Genomic DNA, 19245 nt, shown 5'->3' with positions numbered 1-19245 from the left:
TCGGCGTCAGGCGTTGTTGGTGCTGGCGGCGATGTCCTTGTCCATCTGCTCGACGGACTCCTTGATCTTGGTGAACTGGGTGGCGAAGCTGTTGATGCTCTCCACCGCCTGCTGGAGCGAGGCCGTCAGCTTCTCGTAGGCCGCCTTCATCGCCGGGCTGCTCTGCTGCATGAACAGGCCGTTGTCCAAAAGCCCCTCCACCGAGGTCTTGGTGGACAGCAGATGCGGGTTGATGTCGTTGACGGCCTGGTTCATGACCCCGGCCACGCGCATGATCTCGGCGTAGTCGAGGTTGATGTTGCCTGCGGGCATGGTGTGGTTCCTGCCTTGTCTAGTCGTCTTCCTTGGGGACCCAGCCGGTGTTCTGGTCCGCGTGGTCGCTGGTCCACTCCTCCTTGCGGCCGTCCGTCTCCACCGTCCGGGTGCCGCTGCCGTCCTCGTGGACCTCGATGGTCTCGATCACCTCATGGCCGTTCACATCGACCGAGGAGGTGGTCGTGCCGTGCACGGTCTGCTGCTCGCCGTCGTCGCCGGGGCCGGTGGTGGTGTACGTCGTGGTGGAGTCCCGGTGGCCGGTGGCGGTGTTGTAGTCCGAGGTGGTGGTGCCGGTGGTGGTGGACTGCTTGCCGTCGGGGGTGTTGGTCGTGCTGGTGAAGGTGTCCGTGGTGTTGCGGTGGTCCCCCGATTCGGTCGTCTGCGCGTTGCCCGTCGTGGTGGTGACGTTGCCGTAGACGTCGGTGGCGGTGGAGTCGTAGGTGCCGTCGGGGTGGTAGTCGGTGGTGTCGGTGGAGGTGAGCCCGCTGCTGGTGGTGATGGTCGTGGTGATCTTCGTGGGCTTGCCGTCCGGGCCGTACTCGTAGGTCGTGGTGGTGGTGTTGCCATGGCCGTCGGTGGTCGTCCACTGGCTCTCGCGCTCGCCCGGCGGCTTGGGCGCGTGCGGGTCGTTCGGATCGACGTACCCCTTGGCGACCGCCTCCTGCCAGTCGTCCCAGATCTCCTTCTGGGTGCGGTAGAGGTCCGCGGCCAGCGACGCCTCCTGCTTGCTGGCCTCCCCGGCCAGCCGGAAGTCCCAGTCCGCCCAGCCCCTGGCGACGCCCTCGTACAGGTTGTGAAGCTTCTCCAGCTTCTCCTCGGACCGCTTGAACGAGCCCTTCCACACCGTGTAGTAGGCCTGGATGGCGGTCGATACCCCGCCCGCGCCCACCTGGTCCGTGGTGTAGTCCTGCTTGCTCTCGCGCGCCTGCTGGACCTGCTCCTTGAGGCTGCGGGCCTTCAGCGCGACTTGATTGAGCAGCTCGTAGTCGACGACGATGTCCGGCACGGTCCCCCCTGGGTTCGGCTCGGCGGGCTCGGCGCTCCACCGTGACCAACGGGCCGGAACGTTCGTCCGGTTCAGGGATTACTCCGGCCCGACGGTACCGTTCATCCTGAAGTGAACCGCTCTCACCCGCTGGTGCGTTACGCAAGTGTAGGCGCCGACCGGTGCGGTGCCCGTACAACACGTGAACATGAGGGGGGAGGAAGAGCTTGCCGACCCGTCCCGGCGACTGGAGCGCGCTCGGTCTCGGCGGTGACCCGGTCCCGGGCGACCCCGCCACGCTGAACAGCATCGCCGACACCATGCGCGACCTCGCGACCTCGGCCGGGGTGATCAACAACGGGCTGCGCGAACTTCAGAACACCGCGGGCGACGGACAGCGGTTCATCGGCGTCACCGCCGACCGGCTGCGCGAGATGGTGGACAGCCATCTGTACAACTTCGTCGGACACGTCGAGGAGTCCTTCCACAAGGCCGAGACCGCCATCCGCGCCTACGCGACCGCCGTCGAGACCGCCCAGGGCGAGGCCGACCAGGCCCTCTCCGCCGCCCAGGGGCTCCCCGAGGACGACCCCCAGCGGCAGCAGCTCACCCAGCGCGCCGAGGACGCCCGCTCCGACCTCGCGGGCGCCGCGGGCGAGCTGCGCCGCCAGCTCCACGACGCGGGCGCGATGATGGTGCAGCCGGTCAGCGACTGCGACCTCTTCTGGGAGGCGTTCCAGTGGCTGACGATCATCATCTCGGTGATCGCGGTCTTCACCGGCGGCATCCTCGGCATCCTGGCCTGGGGCATGAACGCCGCCCTGCTCATCAAGACCATCGTGGACTTCAGCCAGGGCAAGGCCAGCGGACTGGAACTCGGCCTCGCCTTCCTCGGCATCCTCTTCCCCACCACCAAGGGCATCAACGTCGGCGCCATCATCAAGGGCCTCGGCAACGGCCTCAAGGGCGGCATCAGCGGCCTGACCGGCGCGGGCCGCAACCTCTTCGGCCAGATCGCCCACTTCTCCTCGCTCACCGGCCTGCCCAGGATCGTGGTGGCCCCGATGGTGATCGGCGCGCACCTCGCCCCGCTGGTCAAAATCGACTTCGTCGCGCTGGGCAAGGGCTTCGGCGGCGCCCTGCGCGGCGGCTGGAACAGCGCGATCACCGCGATCGGCGGCGACTGGGCGCGCGTCACCGCCACCGCGACCGGCGGCTGGGCCAAGGCCGGTGCCTATTCGCTGGCGAACCTCCAGCGGCTGGGGCGGCTCGGCGCCGCCACCCTCCTCCCGCTGAACTTCACCGAACTCGGCGTCCTCGGCCTCGGCGGCGCGGCCCGGCTCGCCTTCGGCGAGCGCGTCCTCGGCATCCCCCAGCCCGAGTTGCGCGCCCTGCTCGCCAACGCCGGCCGTACGGACGCGGCCCTGCATGGCATCCCCCCGGTCCGTACCGGCTCCGGCGGCCTGGTGCCCACCGGTCTGATCCGGCCACCCGGCGCCTATCTGCCGGGCGGCGCCTTCCACATCGGCGGCCTCGGCACGGGCGCCCTGGGCGCGGCCCCGCCGGGCGCGCTGTCCCACCTGCCCACCGTGAACCTGGGCGCCCTGGCCCCGCAGGGGCTCGGGGGAGTGGCCCACGGCCTCACCACCCCGCCGCTGCCGCACGGCATGACCGCCGGCCCCGGCGGTCTGATCGTCCCGGCCGCCCACGCGACCCCCGGCGGCCACGGCCTTCAGCTGCTCCACCAGGCGGACTTCGCCGCCGGGCAGGTGCGGCTGGACAACAATCTGCTGCTGCCCGGCCACACCGCCATCGACCTGCTGCGCGACGCCCACACCCCGTCCCCGGTCACCCACACCGCCCACGAGTCGGCCCCCGGCCTGGCCGCGGCCGGCGGCGTGTCCGACGGCGTCACGATGGCCCGCGGGGCCGTCGGACACGCGGAGGCGCTGCAGGACCTGACCTTCCCCGAGCTGAACGCCCTGGCGCACGGGGACGTCGCCGTCACCGCCATCCGGGACGAGGGCATCACCCTGCGCATCGGCGACGCGGCCCCCCGCACCGTCGACGCCCACACCATCGCCGGCACGGCCCCGGTCCCCACAGGGGCCTCGGCGCCCCCGGCTCGGGTGGGGGCCGCTACGGTCGCGGAGGGCCACGTGCCGGGCGCCGCTCCGGCGGTGCTTCTAGCGGATACGGGCGGCCAGTTGGCGCCGGGGGCGCCCGCCCATGGGGGTTCGGCGGCGGCCTCGGGTGTTCCGGGGCGCGTGGGTTCGGTGGATGCGGGGGCGCACGGCCCGGCCCCGGTGGTTCATGCCGATGCGGGCGCGGCGAGTGCACCGTCGGGCGGCCAGGTCCACTCGGGAGCGGTCCCGGCGCCTTCGGGCGCTCCGGGGCGCGGTGGGCCGGCCGGCGCGGGGGCGCACGCCCCGGCGGTTCATGCGGATACGGGCGGTCGGTCGGCGCCGGGGGCGTCCGTCCATGAGGGTGCGGCGAGCACGCCGCCGGGTGCGGTGGCGGCCTCGGGTGTTCCGGGGCGCGTGGGTTCGGTGGATGCGGGGGCGCACGGTCCGGCCCCGGTGGTTCACGCCGCTCCGGGCGGTCACGCGCCGCCGGGGACGGTGGCGCACTCGGCGTCCCCGGGTGCCCCCGGGCGTGCCGGCGCGCCCGCGCCGGGCGGCGCCGGACGGGTGCCGGAGCCGCTGTCCGCGGCTGCCGCGCATGACCTGGCGATGGATCTGCTGCGCGGCGAGCGCGCCGCGCCGGGGCCGTCCCCGGCGGGTGGGCTCAGCGCCCGGCCGGTGGCGCCGCCGGGCGGAGTGTCCGCGCGCGGGCCGCTGGACGCCGCCGGGAGCGGGGGCGGCAGGGCGGCGGGGGACGCGATGGACCTCGTCGCGCACCCTGGGCGCCCGCGCGAGATCGCCGCACCGGGCGCGGAGCTGCCCGAGACGGGCGCGGAGCTGCCCAAGACCGGCCCCGAATTCCCCAAGACGGGCGCGGAGCTGCCTGAGACGGGCGCGGAGCTTCCCAAGACCGGCGCCGAGCTGCCCAAGACGGGCGCGGAGCTGCCCAAGACCGGCGCCGAGCTGCCGAAAACCGGCGACGCGGCGGCGAAGGTCCAGCCGCCCCCGCCGTACCAGCAGGCGCTGAAGGCCGACACGCCGCCGCCGTACGCCCCGCCGTCTCCGGGCGGGGGCAAGGGGCGGTTCGGCGGGCTGTCGCCCATGGCGGCGGTCAACCAGCGCATCCGGGAGAGCCACCAGCTCATCATGGGCGGCACCAGCGGGGCCGAGGCCGCCGCACGGCTCAACGCGTGGGCGTCGTACGAGCGCGCGCTGTCCGACCTGGCCACCGCCGAGCGGCAGGTCGAGCTGACCACGCCCCCGCCCGGGCAGGGCGGTTCGCGGGGGCCGTCCGCCGCGCAGATCAGCGCGCTGGACGAGCTGGGCGCGGTCCGGGCCCGGCTCGACGCGGCAGAGTCCCGGCTGGACCGGCTGGGCATCGACGCGCGGACCACGCACCGGCAGATGCGGGGCATCACCGCCCAGATGTTCCGGGACCGGGGCGGGCTGCCGGGCGGCTCGCCCTGGCCTCCGGCCTCGCCGACCGACGCCTCCATGGGCGGCACCCCGCCGCCCGGATCCCCCGAGACCCAATCCGTGGACGACGCGGTCGACGATGCCATGGACGACGTCATGGACGACGTCATGGACATGGGATCGCCGTACGGCACCGTGCGGGACCAGACCCCCGTGCCGGGCGCGATGGACGTGGACCCGCCCGCGTACCCCCAGGCGGTGGCCGGCCCGACCGGCGGCTCGCACGCGTGGACCCCGGCCGGCGCCGTGCCGGGCGGCGGCCCGGCGGACATGATGGTGAACGACTCGTTCCTGCGGCTGACGCAGGCCGGGCACGCGCGCATGACGGACACCGACTACATGACCTGGGTGCGCGCCATCGAGACCGAGCCGCGCCCGCTCGGGTTCGTCGTCACCGCGATCGTCCGGTACGACCAGCTCGGCGACGGCCTCCAGGGCTTCCTGAACTCCCTCACCCACCAGCTGACCGGCTTCGACGGCCGGGTCGGCGTGGTGATCGGGGTCAACGGCTCCCACGCCCAACTGCCCGCGATCCGCCAGGCGATCGCCGACGCCCTCGGCCAGACCACCTTCGGGCACCCGCTGGCGCTCGTGGCCACGCCCTTGGGCCCCTATCAGCCCGGCCACTTCGTCTACGGCACCGCGCGCAACAACACGCTGGACAGCCTGGCCACGCGCCACATGGTGCGCTCGATGATGGCCGACGGGCTGCACCCCTACCACTCGATCATGGACTTCGACACCTATCCCCACCTGGTCCCCGGCGGCGAACACGCCTTCGCGTACTGGGAGCGTGTGCTGCGGGTGGTGGACGACGGACACGAGGTGGGCACCCCACTGCGGCCACTGATGATGGCGGGCGGCTACCGGGTGCCCGAGCCCCCGCCCGTCGGCGGCGTCGACCGGCTGATCGACGACACCCGGGCCAGACTCGCCGGCGAGACCCTGCCCGCCCGGAAGAACCCCAGGCCACCGCTGGAGGACACCCGGCTCGACTTCGTCCGGCGGATCGAGCAGGACATGCGCATCCGCGACCGGCTCACCGGCCTCCATCCGCAGCTGCCGTACGCCCCCGAGCCCAATCTCTTCGTGGACGCCGCCGCGACCCTGCTCACCGACGATCTGATCCGGGTCAGGTTCGGGCAGGGCGGGGCGGAGTTCGGCGAGCTGAGCGAGCGGCTGAACCGGCTGAACGCGTGGGAGCTGGACCAGTCGCTGCGCACCCCCTCGGCGGCGATCGGGGCGGAGACGCTCGACGAGCTGAGTGCCCTGCGCAAGGTGCACGCCGAGAACAACACCCTGCCGCACCGGGGCGTGTCGTACCTGACGAAATTCCGGGAGGCGTCCACCGAGACGGACCTGTCCCGGCTGATGAAGGACTGGTACAAGGACGGCAAACTGCCGCAGGACCACGCCGGTCTGAAGAACCCCCTGGACCGGTTGTTCAGCCGCGACGCGCTCGGCGCGGGCCAGAACAGCCAGGCGCTGCGCGAGGGCGTCGAGCTGAAGTGGCTCCGCGACTCCTTCAGACAGTCCATCAGGGACGGCGGCTGGAACGACCCCCTGTGGCCGCTCCACCACCCGCGCGGCGAACTGCCCAGCGCGCGGCTCGCCGCCGACCTGTCGGCGACGCTGGACTCCCGGATGGGCGTGATCGGCAAGAACCGGGTGGGCCTCGCGGTGTCCGCCCAGGTGCCCGGCGGCGGGTCGCGGCTGTTCGCGGGCATCGACCCCGAGCAGATGCGGCTGGCCGCGCAGTCCCTCGCGCTCACCCACGACGAGGGCTATCTGGCCCGTCACCTGAGCTACTTCGCGCGCGAGCACCTGGCGCGCGGGCAGGTCCCCACGGCCCCCGGCACCTTCTTCCACGCCCTGGAGCAGGCGGCCCGGGTGACCGGGGACCTCTCCCTGCATCCGCTGCGGATGATGCGCAACCTGGTCGGGCGGGCCTTCCTGGACCTGCGCCAGGGCGGCGCGAACGCGCTCGGCCGGATGCTGGAGCAGGTCAACGCCGCGGGGGTGGAGGTCGAGAAGTTCTTCCCCCGACTGGTGGACGGCAGACTCCACCCGGCGACCGGCGACTTCGAGGCGTTCCGCGCCTCCGGGGGCGCCCTCGGCCCCGACCCGGCGCGGGACGCCCTGCTGAGCCAGTACGCGGCGGCGCTCGGCCGGGACATCCGGGTCACCGGCGGGGACGGGACCACCCTCACGGTGACCGCCGTGGGGGTCGCGGCCCGGAATCGCGGGCCGGCGCTGCATCTCACCTGGAACTCCGGCCCGGACGGCGGCTGGGCGGCGCACATCCCCGACGCCGCGCCGCCCGGCCGGGGCCGGGGCGGCCGGGGCGGTGCCGGGAGCGCTACGGACGTGTCCGCCCCGAAGGTGAAGCGGCCGCGCGGCGGCGGGGAGGCCCCCGGGTCGGTCGAGGGACCGGGCTCCACGAAGCGCCCCCGCCTCGCCCAGGACGGCTCCACCACCCCCGCGCCCAAGGGCAGCAAGGGGAAGGGCAAGGCGCGTACCTCCGCCGGGACCGTGCCGTCGGTGCCGTCCGTGCCGCACTTCCCGGCCCCCGCCGGGCGGGCCGACCCGGCCGAGGTGGCCGCCGCCGAGCAGGCCGTCGAGCGGGCCGACGAGGATCTGCGGCGGGCCCTCCGGTGGGTCCGGGAGGCCGAGGGTCGCGCCGGTCAGGCGGCCGGCGGCAGTTCGGGGACCAGCGAGCTCCAGCGCGCCTACGCCGCCGCTGCGGCGGCCGAGGAGCAGGCCCAGCGGGCCCAGGAGTTCCTGGACCGGCTTCGGCACCAGGGCCCGGGGACACCGAGGCCGTCAGGAGGCAACCCATGAATCCCCTCACCCCGGACGCCCCGGTGCGGCTGGCCTCGGCCCACGGACACCGGTCCTACCGGACGATCGCCGAGGCGCTGCGGGACGCGGCGGACGGCGACGAGATCCGTATCGCCCCCGGCCGTTACGAGGAGAGCCTGCGCCTCGCCGGGCGGGTGACGCTCACGGCGGCGGCCGTGGCCGGCGAGGGCGCGGACCCGGCCGGAGGGCCGCCGCCGGGCGCCGGCGTGACGCTCGCCGCCCCCGCCGCCGACCGGCGCGCCCTGGAGGTGCTGCCCGGGGCGCGGCCGACGCTGCGCGGGGTGACGGTCCACGGCGCGGCCGCCGACCGGCCCGCCGACCTGCTGGCGGGCGGCGCCACCGACTGGTCGGGCGGCGGGGTGCGGCAGGGGCGGCTGGAGGTGCGCGGCGACGCCGCGCTGCGCATGGCCGGCGCCGTGCTGTCCGGCGCCGCGCTGGCCGGGGTGCTGCTGCGTACCACCGGCGCCGTCCGGCTCACCGGCTGTCTGGTGGCGGACACCGCCGGGACCGGTCTGGTGGCCGGCGGGACCACCCGGCTGGAGCTGGTGCGCACCGAGATCCGGGCCGCGGCCGGCTCCGGCGTCCGGGTGCGCGAGGACGCCCGCGCGGTGCTGCGCGGCTGCCTGATCGACAGGCCCGGCCGCAGCGGACTGCTCACCGAGGACCGGGCCGCCGCCCTTCTGACGGACTGCCGGATCCGGGACACCGGAGGCGAGGCGGTCCGCGCCCTGGGCAGTTCCCCGCTGCCCGACCCCGACCCCGCCCCCCACACCGCCGAGACCACCGGTGCCACCGGGACCACCGACACCGTCGGGGCCACCGGGACCACCGACACCGTCGGGGCCACCGGGACCACCGGCGCCACCGGCGGCGTCGTGCTCCACGGCTGCGAGCTGACCGGTGCGGCCGCCGACGCGATCGGCGTCACCGGCCCGGCCCAGCTGCGGGCCACCGCCTCCACGCTGCGCGACTGCGCGGGCTCCGGCGTGGCGGCGGGCGACGGCGCGCGGGTGCTCCTGGCCGCCGTGACGGTCGTACGCACCGGCGCCTCGGCCCTCGGTGCGCACGGTTCCGCCCAACTGGCCGCGCGCGAGGTGACCGTGCGGGACGCGGCCGCCAACGGGCTGCTCGCCACCGGCACCGCGGCCGTGGACCTCACCGACAGCGAGCTGACCGGCTGCCGCTACAGCGCGGTCCACCTGGGCGAGCGCACGCGGGCCACGCTCACCCGGGTGCGGGCGGGCGGCACGCCCGAGCACGGGGTGCACGCCGTCGGCGAGGCCGCCCTGACGCTCACCGACACCCGCCTCGCCGACTGCGGCATGTCGGGCCTGGACGTGGCGGGCGCCGCCCGCGCCGAGGCGTCCGGGCTCGCCGTGACGCGCTGCGTGAACGGTGTCACGGCCGGGTCGGACGGCCCGCTGCGGCTCACCGACTGCGAGGTGACCGACGCCGAGCGGGCCGGGATCACCCTCGGCCCCGGCGACACCGAGGTGTCCGGCGGCCGGATCCTGCGGCCGGGCACCGCGGGCCTGGTGTTCGCCACGGGCGCCACCGCCCGGGTCACCGACACGGAGATCCGCGAGCCGGCCGGGTCCGGGCTGGTGGTGGCGGGCGAGGCCGCGCCGCACGCGAGAGGGGTACGGATCATCAGGCCCGGCAAGAACGGACTGATCCTGGACGGCGGTGGCGCCGGGGTGTTCGAGGACGTGGAGATCGTCCGGCCCGGCTTCCCGGCGGTGCACCTGGCCGAGCGGGCCGCGCCCGAGCTGCGCCGGATCCTGGTCCGGGACGCCGCCGAGGACCTGAGCGCCGAGCCCGGCGCCCGGCCCGAGGTGGAGGACTGCGTCTCGGTGCGGGTGAAGTCCGCCCGGTGGCCGGCGCCCGAGACCGCCGAGAGGACGCCGCGGGGGCTGCCGGAGGGGCTGCCGGCGGGGCCCGGGTCCGGGCAGACGCCCCCGCCCGAGGGGGCCGCCGAGCCGTGGGAGGCCGCCGCGGCCGAGGAGAGCCTGGAGGACCTGCTCGGCGAACTCGACCGGCTGGTGGGCCTGGCCAGGGTCAAGCAGGACGTGGCGTCCCTGGTGAAGCTGATGCGTACGGTCCAGCGCCGGGAGAGCGCCGGGCTCGCGGCGCCGCCGCTGAGCCGCCACCTGGTGTTCGCGGGCAACCCGGGCACCGGCAAGACCACCGTGGCCCGGCTGTACGGCCGGATCCTGGCCGCCGTGGGACTGCTGGAGCGCGGCCACCTGGTGGAGGCCGACCGCTCCTCGCTGGTGGGCGAGTACGTCGGCCACACCGGCCCCAAGACCCAGCGGGTCTTCCAGGAGGCCATGGGCGGGGTGCTGTTCATCGACGAGGCGTACTCGCTCGCCCCGGCCCACGGCGGGGGCGGCAACGACTTCGCGCAGGAGGCCATCGCCACCCTGGTCAAGCTGATGGAGGACCACCGCGACTCGGTGGTGGTGATCGTGGCGGGCTATCCGACCGAGATGGAGCACTTCATCGACTCCAACCCCGGCCTGTCCTCCCGCTTCAACCGCACGCTGATGTTCGAGGACTACGACACCGAGGAGCTGCTGCGCATCGTGGAGCGGCACGCGGCCTCGCACCAGTACGATCTGACCGACGCCGCCCGCGCCACCCTCACCGGCTACTTCGAACTCCTCCCCAGAGACGGCCGGTTCGGCAACGGCCGGTCCGCCCGGCAGGTGTTCCAGGCCATGACGGAGCGCCAGGCGTATCGGGTGTCGGAGATCGAGAACCCCTCGGAGAGCGAGTTGATGACGCTGTCCGAGCTCGATGTGCCCGAGCTGCCGGAGCCACCGCGATGACCGCAGCACCCCGACCGACGAACGACAGCTCTCAGAAGGAGGCCGCGGTGTCCGAGCCGAGCCGCGAGGAACAGGGCAGGACCCAGGGCAGGGAGCGCGCGGCGCAGCGCGGGTTCGCGGACACCTTCGCCCGGCGGACCCGGGTGCCGCTGCGGGGTCTCGCCCCGGGCCGCCGGGTGTGGACCACGGTGCTGGGGCTGCCGGTGACCGCCGGTCTCGCGGTCGGCGCCGTGGTGCTGGTCTCCGCGGGCGTGTCCCAGCTGCGCTTCGAGGAGGACGGGGACGCCGCCAGGACCGCCGTCGCGCGGCACACGTCCGCGGACCGGGCCGACGGCGCCTCGTCCTCCCCGAAGTCGGGCAGGAGCGCGGCCGAGGACGGCGCGGCGCCCGCCACCGGCGACAAGGGCGCCCCCGGCGGGGACTCCTCAGGCGGTGGCCCCGGCGGCGGCGGTGGCAAGGGCAGCGGCGACGGCGGAGGAAGCGGCAGCGGCGACGGTGGCGGCGACGCGGGGTCGCCGCCCTCGTCCGGGGGCGACCGCTCCGGCGGGTCCCACGACGGCGGCGCCGACGCGCCCGCCGCCACCACCACCGGCGGCGGGGGCGGGGGCGGGGCACCCAAGTCGGCGGGCAGCAAGGTGATCTACACCGACTACGCCGGGCCGAGCTGCCCCACCCCGCCGCGGGGCGGCTACTACGAGCAGAACCGCTTCACCGACGGCGACGGCGGCTGGTACTCCCTCGGCGGTGGCGGCTACGTGGGCCACGGCTGCGACGGCGTGTTCGCCTCCGTACCGATGTCCGGCGACCCGAACAAGGACGCCCACAGCCGTGTCATGTGGTGGTGGGAGCCGGGCACCTCGGCCAGGAGCTGCCAGGTGTCGGTGTATGTCCCCAAGGGGCCCAACGACCGCGACGTCGCCGGCCACCCCACCACGTACCACGTCCTCACCGACCCCTTCGACCGGACCACGAAGTACGACTCCTTCACCGTCGACCAGGCCGGCCACCGCGGCCAGTGGGTCGACGTGGGCAGCTTCGCGGTCAAGCGGGGCAAGATCGGTATCAAGCTGCTCGACCGCGGCGACGACTGGTCGGCCGGCTGGAACCTGGCCCACCACGCCGCCGCCCAGATGAAGGTCACCTGCCGGACCTGACCCGGGCCGGCCTCACTCCCCGTCCGACGCCAGGGCGTGCAGCAGCCCGACGGTGAGCGCGGTGCGGGCGGGGAGGTGGTCGAGCAGGGTGTGCTCGTGGCGGGCGTGGGCGCCGGAGCCCACGGCGCCCAGTCCGTCGAGCACCGGCCGGCCCAGGGCGGAGACGAAGTTGCCGTCGCTCGCCCCGCCGACCGCGGTCCCGCGCAGCTCCCAGCCCTGCGCGGCCGCGATGGCGCGGGCCCGCTCGAACAGCGCCGCCGACGCCTCGTGGGCGACCATCGGCGGCCGGTTCCACCCGCCGCTGACGGTCAGCCGCACCCGCGGGTCGGAGGGCGCCAGCGCGCTCAGCCCGGCGTCCAGCCGCGCCATCTCCGCCGGCTCGGCGATCCGGACGTCGATCCCGCACCACGCCCGGGCGGCCACCACATTGCGGCCCGTACCGCCGCTGATCAGCCCCACGTTCACGGTGGTCCCGTGTTCCCTGGAGCCCAGCGCGACGACGGCGGGGACGACCTCGGCCAGGGCGTGGACCGCGCTCGCCCCGGCGTACGGATCGAGGCCGGCGTGCGACTCGACGCCGTGCGCGGTCACCTCGAACAGCCCGACGCCCTTGCGCGCGGTCTTCAGCGCCCCGTCCTGCGCGGCCTCGAAGACGAACGTGGCCAGCACGTCCTCGCTCAGCCGCTCGATGTGCGGGCGGGAGGCCGGGCTGCCGATCTCCTCGTCGCCGTTGAGCAGCAGGCGCACCGAGGGGTGGGAGAGCCCCAGCTCCCGCAGCAGCCGCAGCGCCCACACGGCCTGCACGAGCCCGGTCTTCATGTCGAAGACCCCGGGTCCGGTGGCGCGGCCGTCCACCACCTCGAACGGCCACTCGGCCAGCGTCCCGGCCGGCCACACCGTGTCGTAGTGGCAGAGCAGCAGCACCGTGCCGGGCGCGGTACCCCGGTAGGTGACGGCCAGGACGTCGCCGTGCTCGCCGCCGTCGTACCGCCGCGCCTCGTCGGGCTCGCCGAGCCGCTCGACGAGCCATGACCGGATCGCGGCGAGCCCGGCGTCCAGCAGTGTCTTGTCGTCGTTCGGTGTCTCCAGCTCCACCACCCTCCGCAGATCGTCGGTCATCTCGGGCAGCACCCGCCGGGCGAGTGCGGTGATGTCGGGGAGCGCCATGGAGTGGGGGGGTCCTTTCGAGGAGTTCGCGCAGCGGGGGTGTCGGGTGCGGGCGGGGGACCGGGGCCGGCGGGCCCCGGGTCAGCGGACGGGCGCGCCGGGACCGAGCGGGATGCCCAGCGCCCACCAGGCGTAGAAGAGCAGCGTCCAGGCCACCAGCATGGCCACGGACAGCGGCAGGGTCAGCGAGGCCAGGGTCCCGATGCCCGCGGAGCGCCGGTACCGCTGGAGGAAACCGAGGGCCATGATGAAGTACGCGCTCATCGGGGTGATCGCGTTGGTGCAGGAGTCGGCGATCCGGTACAGCGCCTGGGTGGCCTCCGGGGGCACGTCCAGCAGCATCAGCATGGGCACGAACACCGGGGCGACCAGCGCCCACATCGCGGATCCGCTGGTCATCACCAGGTTGATGACCGTACAGACGACCAGGATGCCCAGGAACGCCACCGGGCCGGTCACCCCCAGGTCCTTGAGCAGGTCGGCGCCGCGCACCGCGAGCACCTGACCGACGCCGGTCCATTTGAAGTAGGCGAGGAACTGGGAGATGGCGAAGAACAGCACCAGGATCGGGGCCATCTCGCGCATGCCCTGCGCCATGAAGTCCGGGATGTCACGGCTGTTTCGGACCGTGCCGGCCGCGCGCCCGTAGACCGCGCCGAGCAGGGCGAACAACACCCCGAGCACCACCGCGATGCCGGACAGCACCGGGGACTCGACGATGGATCCGCCCTCGCCGCGCAGCGGCGACCCCACCGGGATCATGGCCGCCACGATCCCCCCGAGGAACAGCAGCAGGGTGACGCCCGCGCGGCGCAGCCCGCGGCGCTCCTCGGGCCGCAGCTCCAGCTCGCCCAGACCGGGGTCCTCGTCCTGGGGCTCCTCGGCCTCGGGCGGCAGCGCCGCCACCCGCTTGGCCAGCACCTTCTCGGTGACGAAGGTGATCACGGCGGCCAGCACCACCGAGGAGCCCAGGGAGAAGAAGTAGTTGGACAGCGGGGTGACGGAGTATCCGGCGTCCACGGTGTGCGCGGCGGCCGTGGTCAGCCCGGACAGCACCGCGTCCATCGGGGTGATCAGCGGGCTGGCGTCGTAGCCGGCGGACACCCCCACGTACGCCACCACGATCCCCAGGACCGGGCTGCGCCCGACCGCCCGGAAGGCCAGCCCGCCGAGGGGGACCAGCACCACGTAGGCCGCGTCGGAGGCGATGTGGGAGACCATGGCGGTGAAGGCCACGGCGAAGGTCATCCACCGGGCCGGGACCTTGCCGACCCCGGCCCGCAGCATCGCGGTGAGCAGCCCCGACCTGTCGGCGACGGCGACCCCGAGCATGACGACCAGGATCGTGCCCAGCGGTGGGAAGGTGGCGTAGTTCGTCACCGAGTCGGTGATCATCGACCGCACGCCGTCGACCGACACCAGGCTGCGCACCACCACGTCCTTGCCGCCCGCCGGGTCGGGCGCCGACACATCGGCGGCGGCCAGGCCCCAGCTGACCAGGGCGAGCAGGGCGCTGAGGATCCCGAACAGCCAGAAGGGGTGGGGGAGTCTGTTGCCGGCCCGCTCGATCGCCCCCAGCAGCCGGAGCAGTCCGGCCAGCGCCGCCGAGGTGTCATCGCCGGGTCGAGTGGGCGGCCGGTGTGGGCTGGGGCCGGGCGTGGTCGGGGCGTCGTTCGGGCTCACCGTCGGCACTTCCTTACGTCAGGGGCGCAAGCGTGGTGGTCCATTAGAGAGGCGCTGATGGAATGATGCAAGTAAAAGACTTGTAACGCATGAATCATTCACGGCAGGGCCAACCCTCGCGCGGTACATTCGTACGCATGGAGGAGACCCCGCGGCTGGACGACGCCGACCTCGACCTGGTGGCCGCCCTGCAAGTGGCGCCCCGCGCACCGCTGAGCGCGCTGGCCGAGGTGCTCGGCGCCTCGCCCAGCACCGTCGGCCGCCGACTGGCCCGGCTGGAGGACGAGCGCCTGCTGCGGGTGATCGGGCAGGTGGACTGGCCGATGCTGGCCGAGGGCCACCCCCTGCACGTCTGGGTGGCCACCGACCCCGGGCGGACCCGGGAGGTCGCCCGCCACCTCGCCGAGCTGCCCGAAGTCCCGTTCGTGGCCACGACGACGGGGCGCTCCGACGTCTACTGCTCGATCCACGCGGCCCGGCGCGACCGGGCCCGGGAGCTGCTGATGACGAGCGTCCCCTCGGTGCCGGGGGTGCGCTCCGCCCACAGCGACCTGGTGCTGCGGGCCGCCACCAAGTCGGACGCCTGGCGGCTGCACCGGCTGAGCGAGGACCAGGTGGCCGCCCTGCGGGAGCTGGCCGACCCCCGCGACGAGCCGGCCGACGCGGCCGAGTTCAGCGCCGACGAGCTGCGCGCCGTGGAACTGCTGCGCCACGACGGGCGGGCCAGCGCGGCGGAGGTGGCCCGCGCGGTCGGCATCAGCCAGCCGACCGCCTACCGACTGCTCCAGTCGCTGCTGCGGCGCGGGCTGGTGCGGCCGCGCGTGGAGATCGAACCGGGTTTCCTTGGCTATCCGCTGGAGGCCGTCGTCGCCGTGCGGGCCGCGCCCGGCGCCGTCCAGGAGGTGGCCGACACGCTGGCCCGCCATCCCTCGGCGCGGTATGTGTCGGTGGTCGCCGGCACCTCCGCGGTGATCCACCACGGGGTGTTCCGGGACGAGGACGGCCTGGCCGGGCTGCTCACCAGCGATCTGGCGAACCTGCCCGGCATCACCGCGTGCGAGGTGTCCGTGGTGCTCGATGTGCTGCGGCGGTACTGGATCGCGCGGGAGGACGGGCGGCTGCTGCCGGACGGGTGAGCGGCCGACCGCCCGGGGGTGAGTGCGGCGATGTCCTGACAACACCCCTTTTCCCGCAGGTCATTTGGCTGATCAACGGTTGACTGCCCCTGGCCCGATTGACATCATCCCAATCGCCTTCGTGTCGATGTCATGAACTCGGCAGACGGGTGAGGGTGCGGGAGACGGGGAACAGGGGGAAGCGGATGCGCACGCCTGCGCACGGCTCTGTGGCAGCGGTGACACACCAGCGGCGACCGTGACCGCGCCCGGGGCGGAACGCGTGCCGGGGCCGTGGCGGGCGCCGCGCACGCGGGCGCCCGCCGGGCCGTCACACCAGGGCCGGGCTCAGCTTCTCCACAACCTCGCCGATCTTCCGCTCGGTGCCCGCCGTCATGGCGGGTATCCGCGGATGCCCGGCGCGGCTGAGGTTGGTGAGCACCCGCCCGGGGCCGACCTCCACGAAGGCCGACACCTCCTCCCGGGCCAGCAGGTCCAGCGTCTCCTGCCAGCGCACCGGAGCGGCGAGCTGACGGCGCAGCAGCTCGCGCGCCTCCGCGCCCGAGTACACGTAGCCCGCGGTCGCGTTGGCCACCACCGGCAGGGAGGGGGTGGCGAAGTCCACCGCGTCCAGATCCCCGCCGAACTCCGCCGCGACGTCCGCCATGAGGGAGCAGTGGAAAGGCGCCCCGACCTTGAGCTCGGCCACATGGCTCGCGCCCTCCTCGCGGGCTCTGCGGGACACCTCGGCGACGCCCTCGACGACGCCGGAGACCACCGTCTGCCGCGCCGCGTTGTAGTTGGCCACCTCGACGACCAGCCGCCGGCGGTGGGACACCTCCTCGCACAGCTCCCGCACCCGGTCCGCCGGGAGACCGATGACGGCCGCCATCCGGCCCGGGGTACGGCGGTTCAGCTCCGACATCAACACCCCCCGCCGGCGCACCAGCTTCAGGGCGTCCACCCAGTCCAGCACGCCCGCGACGACCAGCGCGGTGTACTCGCCCAGGCTGTGCCCGGCCACCGCGGCCGGCGCGACGCCCCGCTCGCGCAGTACCACCGCGGACACCAGGCTCGCCAGATACACCGCGGGCTGGGTGACCGAGGTGTCCCGCAGCTCCTCGGGGTCGCCCTCGAAACACAGCCGGCTCAGCGGCATGCCCAGCACCTCGTCCGCGGTGTCGAAGTAGGGCCGCACCAGGTCGGGATGGAGCGCCACGAGATCCCGCCCCATGCCGGGCACCTGCGACCCCTGTCCCGGGAAGAGAAAAGCAACTCTGTTCACAGCAGCCTCCGTCGCCGAGGGAAAGCAATGCGCGCACCGCAACGATACGACCGGAGGGGCCATCGGGAAGCCGTAACGGGAGGACGCCCGGGAAGCCCTCGAGTTCCCGACCGATCTGTGAGGTCCTGACGTCACTTCACCCCGCTTTTGACTGACTGAGCATGCATGATGAAGGAGATGACGCATGTCCGCTCCGGCGGAAGCATCCCTGGCGGATCTCAAGACCGCCTATGACGAAAACGGCTGGTGCGCATACCCCTACCGGTTCGCCGACGACTCCGTGCGGCTGCTGCGCGACCGGGTGGCGGCGATCAGCCGGCAGCGCAGGCCGGAGGTCGTCCACGAGGCGGGCAACGACACCGTGCGCGCGATCCACGGCTGCCACGCCTTCGACGAGCTCTGCTCGGCACTGGTGCGCCACCCCCGACTGGTCTCCCTCGCCGAGGCGCTGACCGGCAAACCCGTCTATGTCTACCAGTTCAAGGTCAACCTCAAGCAGGCCCGGGAGGGTGCCGCCTGGCCCTGGCACCAGGACTTCGCGTTCTGGAGCGAGGAGGACGGAATGCGCCGCCCCGACGCGGTCAACATCGCCCTGTCGCTCGACGACGTCCACGACGACAACGGCCCGCTGGTCGTCATCCCCGGCTCACACGGCCTGGGAGTGCTCGACCTGCCCGCCGAGGACTCCGGCGAGAAGTCCGACTGGCGTCAGCACGTATCGGCCGACCTCGCCTACACGGTGAGCGAGGAGCGGGCGCGGGCCCTGGCCCGGCAGCGCGGAGAGGCCAAGATCAAGGGGTCGGCCGGCTCGGTCCACGCCTTCCACCCGAGCATCGTCCACTCCTCGTCGAACAACCTCTCCGACGACCGCCGCGCGTTACTTCTGATCACCTACAACGCGGTCGACAACGCCCCCACCCGGCCGACCCGCCCCGAGTTCCTCGTGGCCCGGGACGCCACGCCGATCACCCCGCTCGCCGACGAGCGCCTCACCCTCGAACCCCGCTGAACGGGGGCGGCCCCGCCCGGATGAGGGGGCGGGGCCGCCGTGGGACCTCCGCGCGCCGGCCGCCCGGACGCGCGTCACACCAGAGGCTCGTAGCGGAGGGCGGGGAAGTAGTCCTCGCGGGTGCCCTCGCGGCGCACGTCCCAGGTGGCGCAGTGGAGCGAGCCGCCGTACTCGAAGACATGGCGGAACGGCACGGGGAACACCTCGAAGTCGAGCTTGGCGAGCAGGTCCTGGAGCGGCTTCTCCCGCTCCTCGCAGATGACCTTCGTCGGCGACATGCTCAGCACGTTCATCGAGAGCCACTTGGAGGACTGGCAGTAGCGCGGCATCTCGTCGTTGCCCAGCACCGGCTGCGGGGCGTCGACCAGCTCCCAGTCGTTCGCCAGGAACATCTTCTCCTCCCCCTCGCGCAGCGGCCGCTCCGGGTTGGTGAGGACCAGCCCGGGGCGCAGCGGCACGAAGGTGCAGTCGATGTGCGAGGGGAAGAAGTCCAGCGGGAAGTGCACCGTGTGGACCCGGAAGCCACGCGGCTCCAGATGCCGCCGCAGCCAGCGGATGCCCGCCCGGTTGGTGGTCATCGACTCCTGGACCAGGATGTCCCGCCCCAGCCGGCTCATGTCGGCGGCGTCGAAGACCACCTCGTCCTGGTTGACGCAGAATTCGAAGGAATGCATCCGCTCGTGCCGCTTCTCCAGCGGCCACTCCCAGAACTCCTCGCGGTACATCCCGTCGCTCATGGACGGCTTGGGTGCGGTCGTCCACTCGACGCGCGGGTCGGCGTTCCAGTACTCGTACACCAGCTTGCGGTAGGGCTGGTACTCGAAGTAGCGGGCCCGGCGGGACATCGTGGCCTCGATGATCTCGTTGCCCATCGTGATCATCACATCGCGAGGGCAGACCGCGCAGTACTGGTTCTCCACCTCGAAGTCCGGGGTGCGGATCGGGGCGGAGAAGTCGTGCGGCTCGGGGCGGCGCACCACGATCCCCTGGGACTCCAACAGGGCCACCAGCCCGTCCAGTTCCTCGTTGGCCAGCTCGACGGCCTCCCCGGACTTGGGTCCGGTGGGAAACGGCACCCCCGGCGCGTCGCGGATCGCGGGGCGGCTGCCCGGCTCGGTCGGCTCGAAGCAGGCGCGGTCGGCCGAGCCGACCACGATCTCCTGGAGCGGGTCCCACTCGTTCCATGAATTGACGACCAGCGAGTCGTGTCCCATGTCCACCTCCACCTGCGTGTTCCTCA

General features: G+C 73.7%; 11 protein-coding genes. 5 read left to right on the top strand and 6 right to left on the bottom strand.

The features are described from left to right. Window positions 1-6: 6 nt before the first annotated feature. The gene (locus tag ABFY07_RS35430; RefSeq protein ID WP_346178438.1) at window positions 7-312 is read right to left on the bottom strand and encodes a hypothetical protein; all 306 of its coding nucleotides are present in this window, start codon (window positions 310-312) and stop codon (window positions 7-9) included. 19 nt (window positions 313-331) lie between these two features. Further along, on the bottom strand, window positions 332-1321 hold the full coding sequence (locus ABFY07_RS35425) for a hypothetical protein (protein ID WP_346178437.1): 990 nt from the start codon (window positions 1319-1321) through the stop codon (window positions 332-334). A gap of 206 nt (window positions 1322-1527) precedes the next feature. Between ABFY07_RS35425 and ABFY07_RS35420 the strand changes: the two genes are divergently transcribed. The 3 genes from ABFY07_RS35420 to ABFY07_RS35410 are packed head-to-tail and all read left to right on the top strand — an operon-like array spanning window position 1528 to window position 11746. Further along, a complete protein-coding gene (locus ABFY07_RS35420) occupies window positions 1528-7740 on the top strand; it encodes a putative T7SS-secreted protein (protein WP_346178436.1) in 6213 nt (2070 codons plus the stop codon). Continuing rightward, window positions 7737-10592, top strand: coding sequence for a right-handed parallel beta-helix repeat-containing protein (locus ABFY07_RS35415; RefSeq protein ID WP_346178435.1), 2856 nt, complete (start codon window positions 7737-7739; stop codon window positions 10590-10592). Before ABFY07_RS35420 ends, ABFY07_RS35415 begins: the two co-directional genes overlap by 4 nt. A 47-nt stretch (window positions 10593-10639) precedes the next feature. Beyond that, entirely contained in the window at window positions 10640-11746 is a 1107-nt protein-coding gene (locus ABFY07_RS35410) for a hypothetical protein (RefSeq protein WP_346178434.1), read from the top strand. Between the two features lie 12 nt (window positions 11747-11758). Here ABFY07_RS35410 and ABFY07_RS35405 read toward each other — a convergent pair whose 3' ends face one another. Together ABFY07_RS35405 and ABFY07_RS35400 are read right to left on the bottom strand one after the other, a co-directional pair. Further along, window positions 11759-12913 carry a M20 family metallopeptidase gene (locus ABFY07_RS35405; protein WP_346178433.1) on the bottom strand — a complete coding sequence of 385 codons (1155 nt, stop codon included), beginning with the start codon at window positions 12911-12913 and terminating at the stop codon, window positions 11759-11761. A gap of 81 nt (window positions 12914-12994) precedes the next feature. Beyond that, window positions 12995-14596, bottom strand: coding sequence for an AbgT family transporter (locus ABFY07_RS35400; protein WP_346178432.1), 1602 nt, complete (start codon window positions 14594-14596; stop codon window positions 12995-12997). A gap of 137 nt (window positions 14597-14733) precedes the next feature. Here ABFY07_RS35400 and ABFY07_RS35395 point away from each other — a divergent pair, with 137 nt between their 5' ends. Next, window positions 14734-15732, top strand: a complete 999-nt coding sequence (locus tag ABFY07_RS35395) for an Lrp/AsnC family transcriptional regulator (RefSeq protein WP_346178431.1) — start codon at window positions 14734-14736, stop codon at window positions 15730-15732. Window positions 15733-16042: 310 nt separating this feature from the next. On the opposite strand, the gene fabD is transcribed toward ABFY07_RS35395, so the two are convergent. Continuing rightward, the gene (gene fabD / locus ABFY07_RS35390) at window positions 16043-16996 is read right to left on the bottom strand and encodes an ACP S-malonyltransferase (protein WP_346178430.1); all 954 of its coding nucleotides are present in this window, start codon (window positions 16994-16996) and stop codon (window positions 16043-16045) included. A gap of 184 nt (window positions 16997-17180) precedes the next feature. Here fabD and ABFY07_RS35385 point away from each other — a divergent pair, with 184 nt between their 5' ends. Beyond that, the gene (locus tag ABFY07_RS35385) at window positions 17181-18005 is read left to right on the top strand and encodes a phytanoyl-CoA dioxygenase family protein (RefSeq protein ID WP_346178429.1); all 825 of its coding nucleotides are present in this window, start codon (window positions 17181-17183) and stop codon (window positions 18003-18005) included. Between the two features lie 74 nt (window positions 18006-18079). On the opposite strand, the gene ABFY07_RS35380 is transcribed toward ABFY07_RS35385, so the two are convergent. After that, entirely contained in the window at window positions 18080-19219 is a 1140-nt protein-coding gene (locus ABFY07_RS35380; protein ID WP_346178448.1) for a glycine amidinotransferase, read from the bottom strand. Window positions 19220-19245: the final 26 nt, after the last annotated feature.

This window comes from Streptomyces sparsogenes subsp. cuspidosporus (assembly GCF_039532705.1).
Classification (GTDB): domain Bacteria; phylum Actinomycetota; class Actinomycetes; order Streptomycetales; family Streptomycetaceae; genus Streptomyces; species Streptomyces sparsogenes.
The sequence above is the reverse complement of the archived record's forward strand: the minus strand, read 5'-3'. Positions and strand labels throughout refer to the sequence as shown.

Excerpts from the sequence above, each read along its gene's own strand:
- ABFY07_RS35405 (WP_346178433.1), bottom strand. The coding sequence starts at position 12,913 with ATGGCGCTCCCCGACATCACCGCACTCGCCCGGCGGGTGCTGCCCGAG.
- ABFY07_RS35385 (WP_346178429.1), top strand. The coding sequence starts at position 17,181 with ATGTCCGCTCCGGCGGAAGCATCCCTGGCGGATCTCAAGACCGCCTAT.
- ABFY07_RS35415 (WP_346178435.1), top strand. The coding sequence starts at position 7,737 with ATGAATCCCCTCACCCCGGACGCCCCGGTGCGGCTGGCCTCGGCCCAC.
- ABFY07_RS35430 (WP_346178438.1), bottom strand. The coding sequence starts at position 312 with ATGCCCGCAGGCAACATCAACCTCGACTACGCCGAGATCATGCGCGTG.
- ABFY07_RS35380 (WP_346178448.1), bottom strand. The coding sequence starts at position 19,219 with ATGGGACACGACTCGCTGGTCGTCAATTCATGGAACGAGTGGGACCCG.
- ABFY07_RS35395 (WP_346178431.1), top strand. The coding sequence starts at position 14,734 with ATGGAGGAGACCCCGCGGCTGGACGACGCCGACCTCGACCTGGTGGCC.